General features: G+C 42.6%; 11 protein-coding genes and 1 pseudogene. 10 read left to right on the top strand and 2 right to left on the bottom strand.

Annotation, left to right across the window (positions count from 1 at the left end):
• Window positions 1–193 precede the first annotated feature (193 nt).
• From D9T21_RS23275 to D9T21_RS12005, 9 genes and pseudogenes are all read left to right on the top strand, one after another.
• On the top strand, window positions 194–466 hold the full coding sequence (locus tag D9T21_RS23275; RefSeq protein WP_164464667.1) for a helix-turn-helix domain-containing protein: 273 nt from the start codon (window positions 194–196) through the stop codon (window positions 464–466).
• A 76-nt stretch (window positions 467–542) separates the two neighbouring features.
• On the top strand, window positions 543–1,385 hold the full coding sequence (locus D9T21_RS12045; protein ID WP_123325195.1) for a sterol desaturase family protein: 843 nt from the start codon (window positions 543–545) through the stop codon (window positions 1,383–1,385).
• A 170-nt stretch (window positions 1,386–1,555) separates the two neighbouring features.
• Window positions 1,556–2,008: a hypothetical protein gene (locus D9T21_RS12040; protein WP_105937008.1), complete on the top strand. Its 453-nt coding sequence runs from the start codon at window positions 1,556–1,558 to the stop codon at window positions 2,006–2,008.
• 36 nt (window positions 2,009–2,044) lie between these two features.
• Complete coding sequence (locus tag D9T21_RS12035) at window positions 2,045–3,352, top strand: APC family permease (RefSeq protein ID WP_105937009.1); 1,308 nt, start codon at window positions 2,045–2,047, stop codon at window positions 3,350–3,352.
• Window positions 3,353–4,156: 804 nt separating this feature from the next.
• Window positions 4,157–5,956 (top strand): copper resistance system multicopper oxidase, encoded by a 1,800-nt coding sequence (locus tag D9T21_RS12025; RefSeq protein WP_123325191.1) that lies wholly within the window; start codon window positions 4,157–4,159, stop codon window positions 5,954–5,956.
• A gap of 11 nt (window positions 5,957–5,967) precedes the next feature.
• Window positions 5,968–6,714 (top strand): copper resistance protein B, encoded by a 747-nt coding sequence (locus D9T21_RS12020; protein WP_044447474.1) that lies wholly within the window; start codon window positions 5,968–5,970, stop codon window positions 6,712–6,714.
• Window positions 6,714–7,148, top strand: a complete 435-nt coding sequence (locus D9T21_RS12015; RefSeq protein ID WP_198033555.1) for a two pore domain potassium channel family protein — start codon at window positions 6,714–6,716, stop codon at window positions 7,146–7,148. Before D9T21_RS12020 ends, D9T21_RS12015 begins: the two co-directional genes overlap by 1 nt.
• Window positions 7,149–7,170: 22 nt before the next feature.
• Window positions 7,171–7,681 (top strand): annotated as a pseudogene (locus D9T21_RS12010) (DUF305 domain-containing protein).
• Between the two features lie 39 nt (window positions 7,682–7,720).
• On the top strand, window positions 7,721–8,473 hold the full coding sequence (locus D9T21_RS12005) for a MauE/DoxX family redox-associated membrane protein (RefSeq protein ID WP_123325189.1): 753 nt from the start codon (window positions 7,721–7,723) through the stop codon (window positions 8,471–8,473).
• 131 nt (window positions 8,474–8,604) lie between these two features.
• Here D9T21_RS12005 and D9T21_RS12000 read toward each other — a convergent pair whose 3' ends face one another.
• The gene (locus D9T21_RS12000) at window positions 8,605–8,769 is read right to left on the bottom strand and encodes a hypothetical protein (RefSeq protein ID WP_013755263.1); all 165 of its coding nucleotides are present in this window, start codon (window positions 8,767–8,769) and stop codon (window positions 8,605–8,607) included.
• Window positions 8,770–8,865: 96 nt separating this feature from the next.
• Window positions 8,866–9,330 (bottom strand): hypothetical protein, encoded by a 465-nt coding sequence (locus D9T21_RS11995; RefSeq protein WP_123325187.1) that lies wholly within the window; start codon window positions 9,328–9,330, stop codon window positions 8,866–8,868.
• A gap of 78 nt (window positions 9,331–9,408) precedes the next feature.
• Here D9T21_RS11995 and D9T21_RS11990 point away from each other — a divergent pair.
• Window positions 9,409–10,391, top strand: a 983-nt coding sequence (locus tag D9T21_RS11990; protein ID WP_123324634.1) for an IS481 family transposase, incomplete at its 3' end; no start/stop codon positions are given.

The following is a 10,391-nucleotide window of genomic DNA, read 5'->3' as shown; positions in this document are numbered from 1 at the left end:
GAATTTAAGGCGCAAAATCTCTTTGATATTTGCCATAGATGTCCTCTTTTTTGTCATGTTCACGTCCTCGCTATAATTCAATTGATAACGAGGATAGTGACTAATTGATTTAAAAGAGAAAAGAGAGGTATTCCGGCATTCCGGACAATGATTCCGGAGTTAGACGAAAACTGGCTGGTTTATCCCGGAATCGGTGTCCGGATTAAAACGGAAAGGGTGTCCGGATAAAGCCGGAATCGATGTCCGGTTTGCTCCGGTGTATGCAATACCTATTAGTCGTTTTATTGTCTGGTGGCGTGTGCGCGCCGCAATAGAACAACTGAGTAAGTCAGCAACATTGACTGAGGCTGCCCATGCTTCGGGTTTTTCTGACTTACCTCATATGAGTAAAACGTTTAAACAGCTGTTTGGATTTGCACCTTCCTCGTTATTCAAACCGCACACCATTAAAATTCACAGTAATTAGCCGTTTGATACAAGCCGAATCAAGTTTGACTAGGGAATAATATACGCATCAATAAAAACGCGAATGTGTAAATACTATGAGAACGTTGGTCCAATGGATGTTCAGTCCATTATTTTTTTTAAGCTTTATCTTTGCTGCAACCAGTATTTCCCAAAACACAGGATCTCCAGCTTGGCTTATTCCCCTGCTTTTATTCGCCATCGCCTTATCTTTTGTAGCTGAGAAATGGTTACCATATGAAAAAGCATGGAATACACCGCAGGGAGATTTCGGGCGAGATATAGTGCATGCCATTGTCAATGAAGGCTCTTTGGCTCTCACGGTCGCGTTTATCCCAATAATGACCGCGATAGTGCCCCACTTCAGTATTTGGCCTCACCATTGGCCACTACTAGTACAACTTGGCTTTGCCATCATCGTCGCTGACTTTGGGATAACGATGGCACATTATTTTAGCCATAAATATAGCATGCTGTGGCGTTTACATGCGGTTCATCATAGCATCAAACGAATGTATGGGTTTAATGGGCTATTGAAGCACCCCCTTCACCAAGCGATTGAACTAAGTGCAGGTACACTTCCATTACTTTTAATAGGCATGCCCATAGAAATCGGCGCTTTGTTAGGGTTTAGTGCTGCCTTACAGTTGATGTTGCAACACTCAAACATTGATATGCGGCTTGGCCCGCTAAAATATATTTGGGCTGTTGCTGCAGGTCACCGGCATCATCACGTAAAAGACGGTACCAGAGGTGACGTTAATTTTGGGTTGTTTACACATTTATGGGATCACCTCCTTGGCACATTCGTCACCAATTCTAATGAACGACCCTCACCACGTAATGGGGAGCTAGGAATTGGTAGTCAACCTAATTACCCACAAAATTATATCTCGCAGCTTTTTCAGCCTTTTAAGTGAAAGATTTAGCTTTTGGTTTTCTAATCAACTGCTCGACAATTGCTGCTCCAGACTATTATTCATGAGGAATATTACAAACATGTAATCAAACAGTAATAGCAGCGTCATGAGTTAATTACTTATGTTCGGTAGCCTAACTTAGCAGTTATCGTTATTTCGAGGAAAAACAAATGCAAATTGAGCAATTCAGTGACATTTTAGAGTGGACAGCTAATTACCATAAGGCTCTCGCTGAACAACTGCATTGCTGTTGTAAGAAGACGGATTTGAACAAACTTGTACTCGATTATCTCGCAATGCATGAAAACCACCTAAGTAAGCTGATCTTAGCCTTCAAAAACTTAGGTAAAACCGGAGAATTGGATACTTATTTTGTTGAGTACATAAACGATAAGCCTGACATACCTTTGCTGTGTCCGCCTAACCTAGATGATTGCACTACTTATGAACAGGTCATAGAGCACGTTATGAAACGCCATCAACAAATTATCGAATTATTTTCGTATCTAAGGAAGCAAATGGTCGTTGGGCATCAAATAGAACTACTTGATTCTATTATAGAAACCGAACAACAAGAGATTAAAATAATGGCACATGGTATTAACCGAGCGCACGAATTATAAGCCTTTCATTGGATTCATAAACTATGGAGTGAGGTTGTGAGGAAGCACCAACACAAGTCAAATTACAAAGAAGGAAGTCTCAGTCTTATTGGCGCGGTTGCAATGGGTACAGGTGTCATGATCGGTGCAGGTATCTTTGCTTTGACCGGACAAGTGGCTGAATTGGCCCGCGAGTGGTTCCCATTAGCCTTTATCATAGCGGCAATGATCACATCAGCAAGCGCGTATTCCTACGTGAAGTTATCCAATGCTTATCCTTCTGCAGGAGGGATTGCCATGTTTTTACAAAAAGCTTATGGCAAGGGGACTGCCACTGCGGTTTTCGCATTACTCATGTACTTTTCAATGGTAATTAATGAAAGCTTAGTTGCGCGGACATTTGGTCAATATACCGTACAAATAATTAATACAAAACCCAACGATTGGTTTGTCCCAGCGTTAGGTGTAGCAGTATTGATCTTTGCCTTTTTCATAAACATTATGAGTAACAAGGCTATCCAATCTATTTCATTTGTAATGGGAATCGCCAAAGCTTTAGGATTGGCGGTATTAGCGTCTGGAGGAATATATGCGGCCCAAAGAGGAGTTGTTGACACTTTTGTTCAAACGACCGACGCTTCGATTGTTGACTTTCTGGGGGCCGTCGCGCTAGCCGTATTGGCATTTAAAGGTTTTACTACAATAACAAATAGTGGCGGTGAAATCGAAAATCCACGTAAAAACGTGGGTCGCGCAATAGTCATTTCAATTGCGATTTGTATTTTCATATACCTATTAGTTGCCGCAGCAGTTGGAACAAACCTATCAATCCAGGAGATCGTCGCAGCGCGCGATTATGCATTGGCAGAAGCAGCAAAACCAGCCTTCGGACAATATGGACTTTGGATAACAGTCGGTTTTGCGATAATTGCTACCGTGTCAGGCGTCATCGCAAGTGTATTCGCTGTATCGCGTATGTTAGCGATGCTAACTGACATGGAGCTTGTACCACACAGCCATTTTGGTATGCCAGGAAATATCCAAAAACACACGCTGGTATATACAATAGTCCTTGCTATGACGTTAACGATATTTTTTGATTTAAGCAGAATCGCTTCTTTGGGTGTGATTTTCTATCTGGTGATGGATATTGCGATTCACTGGGGCGTACTAAACTACCTGCGTAAAGAAATTTCTGCCAACCGGTTTATACTGTTAACCGCCATTACATTAGATTTAATTGTACTGATAGCTTTCATCGTCGTTAAGGTGAAAACGGATAGCATCGTAATTTGGACGTCATTAGCGGGCTTGTTTCTGATAATTACCGCAGAGAAGCTTTATCTTAGCCGCAAAAGAAAATGATTTTACTGTTATATAGATAGGTAACTGAGGTCTGCATAACTCTTTTCCACATTCTGATTTTAGTAGAAGTAATCTCACACTAAATTGTAATCCGTATTTTCCGGCGAATGAAAATCGTTACTTTATTCAGCTCATTGATTGATAATTGTAACAGCAATATCACGTATTAAAGAACTTATGGCACAAATATTGGATTGTCTTAGGTAAACCGTAAATACATACTAAGCAAACGGCATAAGCCATCTGACGCTGTAAATGTTATGCGCGGATAGGTAATTTTTACACTGTGTCGAATTGCAGCTATTAAAGGATTGTAAATTTAGATGACTCACGACGGCCACACGACAATAGCTTTAAGTACACTTATCAAGTGCTTGATGCTTATTGCAAGTGTGACTTATGGTTCATCTGTATTGGGTTGCGAAAGTGAAGGTACTGGCAACATCTCATCCATGAAGGGAACACCGGAAATTGAACAAGCAAAGCTGCATGTTCAAATGCACATTGAAGATAATGTTGATGAGAGCTGTCATGAGGAGTGCTGCACAGGATCTTGCGATTGTTCTCATGGAAATTGTTTTACAATTTGGCTACTGACCGGCAATTATCACTACAAAATTAAGTCATTTGATTATGTTTTCTCATTATTCGAAGGTGATTTACTACGGTCTCCTCCTTCTAGATTGCTTAGACCCCCAATAGCATAAGCCCGTTCTAGTTTTAACTACGAAAACTCGGTACATGCTCGGTCCGTTTTAACGTAAGCATGTGTCTGAATCTATCCATCAAATTAGAGAACAATTTATGTTAAACCAATTAAATAAAGATAGGCGCAGATTCGTTAAGTCTGCCGCTTTGACATTAGGTGGGACAGCGCTTTTACGTCAAATTTCACCAGCCTGGGCTAATCCAGAGGGCTTATCTCATGCTGGGCAAGAGTTAAAACCAAGTTTTGGAAACAACGTTGTCAGCGGGGAAAACATCGATATGATGATTAGCAGGCAGCACAAGCGTATTGCAAGCGCAGCTGGCCTACCAATTACAATTAATGGTTCGTCACCGGGCCCGTTAGTGCGTCTAAAAGAAGGTCAGCATGTCACTATAAATGTAACTAACAACTTGCTTGAAAGTACGTCAATCCACTGGCACGGATTGATACTCCCTTACACGATGGACGGTGTACCTGGCGTATCGTTTCCCGGTATCGCCGCTGGCAGTACCTTTACCTATGAATTCGATATTGAACAAAACGGTACATATTGGTACCACAGTCATTCAGGTCTTCAGGAGCAGCTTGGGCACCTTGGCCCCATGGTTATTGAACCAAAAGATGGCGACATCGGTGCAGATCGGGAGCACACCATTATTCTCAGCGACTGGACCTTTGAAGACCCTCACGATGTTTTCCGTCACCTTAAAGTTGCTGAGGGCTATTATAATTATCAGCAGCGTACAGTCGAAAACACGATTAAAGATATAAAGAGCCAAGGACTGATCAATACGGTCAAAGAACGAGCAATGTGGTCTCGTATGCGCATGAACCCAAGAGACATACTCGATGTAACCGGCGCGACCTATACATACCTGATGAACGGCCGTGACCCGCAAACAAACTGGACTGCATTGTACAAACCCGGAGAAAGCATACGCCTTAGGCTTATTAACGGGTCAGCAATGACCTATTTTGATTTCCAAGTACCAGGGTTGGATCTGACAGTTGTTGCAGTAGATGGTCAGCCTGTTAAGCCAGTAACAGTAGGTGAAATACGGATCGCTGTTGCAGAGACCTATGATGTCATCGTAAAACCCAAAGATACTAAAACCTATACCATTTTTGCACAAAGCATGGACAGAAGTGGCTATGCCAGAGGCACATTGGCAACATCTGTCGGCAAAGAAGCAAGTATCCCGGCACTTCGCCCAATGCCTGAATTAGGTATGGACGCTATGGGGATGTCGGGAATGGCTGACATGGATTCAATGGACGCTACGAACAACAAGGAGACTTATGGTGGCCAAGAAAATCACGGTCCTAATCATTCGATGGCAGCGATGCAAAACAAGGTAGTTCCTGTGGACGGAATCCCTATTACGCACTCACCGGACGGTCACGGACCAGGTGCGTCTATGATTGCCAAAAATCCGATCAGCCGACTAGACGACCCTGGAATAGGGTTTGATGGAGTTTCTCACAAGGTACTTGTTTATTCAGACCTTACAGGTGCCAAGCAGTGGCCAGATAACCGTGAACCAACACAAACCATCGAACTGCATTTGACCGGTAACATGGAAAGATACATGTGGTCTTTTGATGGCAAAAAATTCACTGAAGTGGATAAGCCCGTTCATTTCAAGTACGGGGAACGCGTGCGCCTTATTCTTGTCAATGATTCGATGATGTATCACCCCATCCATCTTCACGGTATGTGGATGGAGCTAGAAAATGGTAACTCCCCTTCCCCCCGTAAACACACGATCAGTCTCAAACCGAGCGAAAAAGTGTCTTTACTGATCAGCGCTGACGCACCCGGAAATTGGGCATTTCATTGTCACCTTCTATATCACATGGACGCTGGTATGTTCCGCGTTGTAAACGTTTCTTAAGGGGTACCTTCATGAATTTACGAATTATATTTGGACTAATAATACTTACCGTAACACTTCGTAGTGTCGCACAAGAAACACCTGAAAGCTGGCCATCGCCTGTCAAAGATACACTTAATGGTATTGTTCTATTTGACAGGCTAGAAGTAGCGCGCAACAACCGTGAGGAGAACATCGCGATTTGGGATATGATCGCATGGTATGGAGGCGACACGTACCGTCTTTATTTTAAAAGTGAAGGTGAAAATAAACAAAACGATGGGGAGCCAACGGATATTGAAAGAGCTGAACTGCTTGCTAGTCGCTTAATTGCACCTTTTTGGGAAATTCAGGTTGGAATTGGTGCCCGTGGCGAATTGACGAGTGACAGTAATATGGAAAATTATGCTGTAGTTAGCCTTTTTGGAATGGCTCCCTATCAATTTGAAGTAGATAGTTCACTTATCATTAACGAAGACGGTGATGTCAGTGTTTCAATGGAAGCCGAGTATGACTATCGCATGTCACAAACCTCATATTTGCAACCGCGAATATCACTGTCTGCTTCACTTTCTGAGTCAGAACGGTTTGATAGACCTTCTGGGTTTAATTCAATTCGTGTTGGCTTACGCTATCGAATGGAGGTCTCACGGGAATTTGCCCCGTATATTGGTGCCTATTGGTCTAGAGCCTTGGGAGCGTCAGCGGATAATCTACGTGGCATAGGCGATCCTGTTCATGAAACGGGTGTGGTTCTCGGTGCCCGTGTGTGGTTCTAATGCCTGAATTATCCCAACAGTTTATGGCGATACTAATTCAGTTATCAATAGCATTATTAGCAATTACCGCAAGTGCAATTAGCCATTACCGCATATTGCAGTACTTGACGAAATTCATAGCCCGCCTTCGTAATGGAGCACGCGGTTTAATTGTACTTTTTTGTGGGATTACAGCGTCTCAATTGCTAGCAGCTCTGTGGTTCACGTTTGCTTTTAAAGTGTCCATAGCAATGGGTCTAGGGAACGTAAATGGTGGCAGCCTAAACCAATTTATTGAGCTTTTCTATTTTTCCCTAATCAACCTGACCACGCTTGGACTTGGCCAGATTGAAGCGACTTCTCATTTGAGATTTCTTGCTGGAATAGAAGCAATGACTGGCTTTTTACTGGTGAGCTGTTCAGCCTCTGTTTTAATTAAATACATGAAACATTAATCTAGAATTCAAGGAATTAAACATGACTAAATATACTAAATTTTTCGCAATGATACTTACCTCTACCGCCTTTATGTTGGTTATGATGTACTTCAATTCATATTCAATTGAGCATGTTTTCTTTAGCGAGACTCGCTTATACATGGCTATCTACATGGGGGCGATGATGGCGGTCATCATGCTGCTATTTATGCTGCCCATGTATGAAAGCAAAATAAAAAACGTTTCAATTTTAATAGGCAGTGTCGTTATTTTTTTGTTTGGCGCTATTTTTGGTGCGATCGCAAGCTACCATTGAAGGTCGCGCGTGGATGAAAGCAATGATACCTCACCACTCTATTGCGATCTTAACCAGTGAGCGTGCAAATATTGATGATGTCCGAGTTCAAAAATTGGCCGAAGAAATTATAAACGCTCAAGAGCGCGAGATTAAGGACATGAAATGGTTAATCTCAGATATCAATAAAAATGGCATTGTGTCCTCAGCGAATGAGGCAATTCAGCGCCCGGTCCCCGACTTTAGTAAAAAGTAACAACTATCTTTTATTATTATTTTATACCGGAGAACAAACATGAGTAAATCTGCAACGCTTTACAGAATGCATACGAAGGAGCACATTTGCCCCTATGGTTTACGTTCAAAAGACCTGTTGGAAAGAAAAGGATATAAAATCGACGATCATAAACTTAGCTCTCGTGAAGAAACAGATAAATTTAAGGAAAAACATGGCGTTGAAACAACACCTCAAACATTTATTGAGGAAAACCGTATTGGGGGATATGACGAGCTAAGGGAGTTTTTTGATATGGGGAAAGCTGGGCAGACTGGCACAACCTATACGCCGGTTATCGCTATTTTTGCGACCGCATTTCTAATGGCTTTGGGCATTGTCTTTGCTCAAGCCGGCACCATAGAGTCACTTTTGACCGTTCCAGTCATCGAAGTCTTTGTGGCGCTGAGTATGTCGATTCTTGCGATTCAAAAATTACGCGATTTATATGGCTTTACCAATTCGTTTATTACCTACGATTTACTAGCAATGCGCAGTGTGCGATACGGTTACGTTTATCCATTTGCGGAAGCGTTCGCTGGGATTGGTATGCTTGCCGGATTATCAGGCTATGTCGTTGGCCCCGTATCTCTGTTTATTGGAACCATCGGTGCCGTATCGGTATTTAAAGCTGTTTATGTAGATGAGCGCGAGTTGACATGCGCTTGCGTCGGCGGAGACAGTAATGTTCCCCTCGGTTTTGTTTCGCTTACGGAAAACTTGTTTATGATTGGTGCTGGAATTTGGATGCTTTATCAGGCAATAGGAGCTTAAACATTGGGTGTTGCTCTAACACCTATTGATGAAGCCACAATCACTTTCCAAATTGCTCTAAAATACTTTATGCGCCCATTTGCCCGCAATGGGAAAATAGGCGCTTCCAGCGGTCAAAACTTGCCACGTTTTTAATCGTCACTCTTTGTCGAGAATGCTTTGAAAGCTTTTTCTAGCGAATCTTCAAACTTCTCTTTGTTACAACCCCCTTCTTCACTTTGTTTGGTTTCGTTGTCTGTTGGTTTAATGGCTTGATTTGGCGTGTTCGTGACTTGGAGTAAATCGGTATTTAGCATAGTGGAAACCCTTCTGTTCGCGTTGATCTCATTAAAAACTGGTGTGCCGGATAACACACACATTATCTAAAGCAAATAACAGGCCAAATTTCCATGTTAACAAATGTTTGGGGTTAACCCGAATGACAGTAAACTGCACTGAGAACGAATGCTTTCTATGTAGCTTTTCAAGGCATCGTCTACCGACGCTATGTCACGAAAACATATATCAATCGCTTTATCTACATGTAGACGAGATTGGATACTTGCAATAACCTGATCTCTATCACCACACATCATAAGCAAACGGATAGCCTCTTCCAACAGGAGCATATGGCAACCTTCCATTGCTAATACACCGTTATGTTGCATTCGGTTAACCACCTTTAAAGCTCGTTTATCACCCGTAAAAAGGTTTGATGGTTTGTTTTCTTGAGCGCCAAACGTGAGAATAAGTTCTCCTGCGTCAAGGTGAGGGGTACGAAGTTGTGCAATAACATCAAGGGCTTGCTCGTCGGAGATTGTGACAGGTTCGCTGTGAGATACAAAATAAAGTGAATTAGTTCCGACCAGATCTGACACATCTACTTGAAAAGATGAGAGTTACCCGGTTTGATAAAGGTGTCGAATCTTTATTAAACAAACCCAAAGGTAACTCTCATGTTGCATACTAACAATCCAATCATTAAACACAAAGCAGGTTTACTCAATCTGGCCGAAGAACTAGGCAATGTATCTAAAGCCTGTAAAATCATGGGCGTTTCTCGAGAAACGTTTTATCGTTATCAGGAACTCGTTGAGGACGGCGGCGTTGATGCGCTAATTAGTCAGTCCAGACGAACCCCAAATCTCAAGAATCGCGTGGATGAACAAACGGAGCAATCCGTTATTAATTACGCAGTAGAGTTTCCGGCACACGGCCAAGCCAGAACCAGTAATGAACTGCGTAAGCAAGGTATATTCGTGTCTGGTAGTGGTGTTCGTTCCATCTGGCTCCGTCATAACCTGGAGAACTTTAAAAAGCGCCTCGCAGCTCTGGAAGCCAAGGTTGAAAAGGAAGGCATAATCCTTAGCGAAGACCAAGTTGCAGCGCTAGAAAAGAAAAAGCAAGATGATGAAGCCTGCGGTGAAATTGAAACGCATCACCCTGGCTATCTAGGCTCTCAGGACACGTTCTATGTAGGCAACTTAAAAGGCGTTGGCCGAATTTATCAGCAGACGTTTGTTGATACCTACAGTAAAGTCGCGTTCGCTAAGCTCTACACAACGAAAACACCAATCACGTCGGCAGATGTGTTAAATGACCGTGTATTGCCGTTCTTCGAGGCTCAGGAACTGCCCATGCTGCGGATTTTAACTGACCGAGGTACTGAGTATTGTGGCAAGGTTGAACAGCACGATTACCAGTTATATCTGGCAATCAATGATATCGACCACACCAAAACCAAAGCGAGACATCCGCAAACTAACGGTATCTGTGAACGCTTCCATAAAACCATCCTGAATGAGTTTTATCAGGTGACGTTCCGTAAAAAGCTCTATGATTCTCTGGAAATGTTGCAGAAAGATCTGGACGACTGGCTAGATTATTACAACAATGAACGGACTCATCAGGGCAAAATGTGCTGCGGCCGAACGCCAAT

The sequence above is a fragment of the Marisediminitalea oceani genome, assembly GCF_003731635.1.
In the GTDB taxonomy this organism is placed as follows: Bacteria; Pseudomonadota; Gammaproteobacteria; order Enterobacterales; family Alteromonadaceae; genus Alteromonas; species Alteromonas oceani.
The sequence above is the reverse complement of the archived record's forward strand: the minus strand, read 5'-3'. Positions and strand labels throughout refer to the sequence as shown.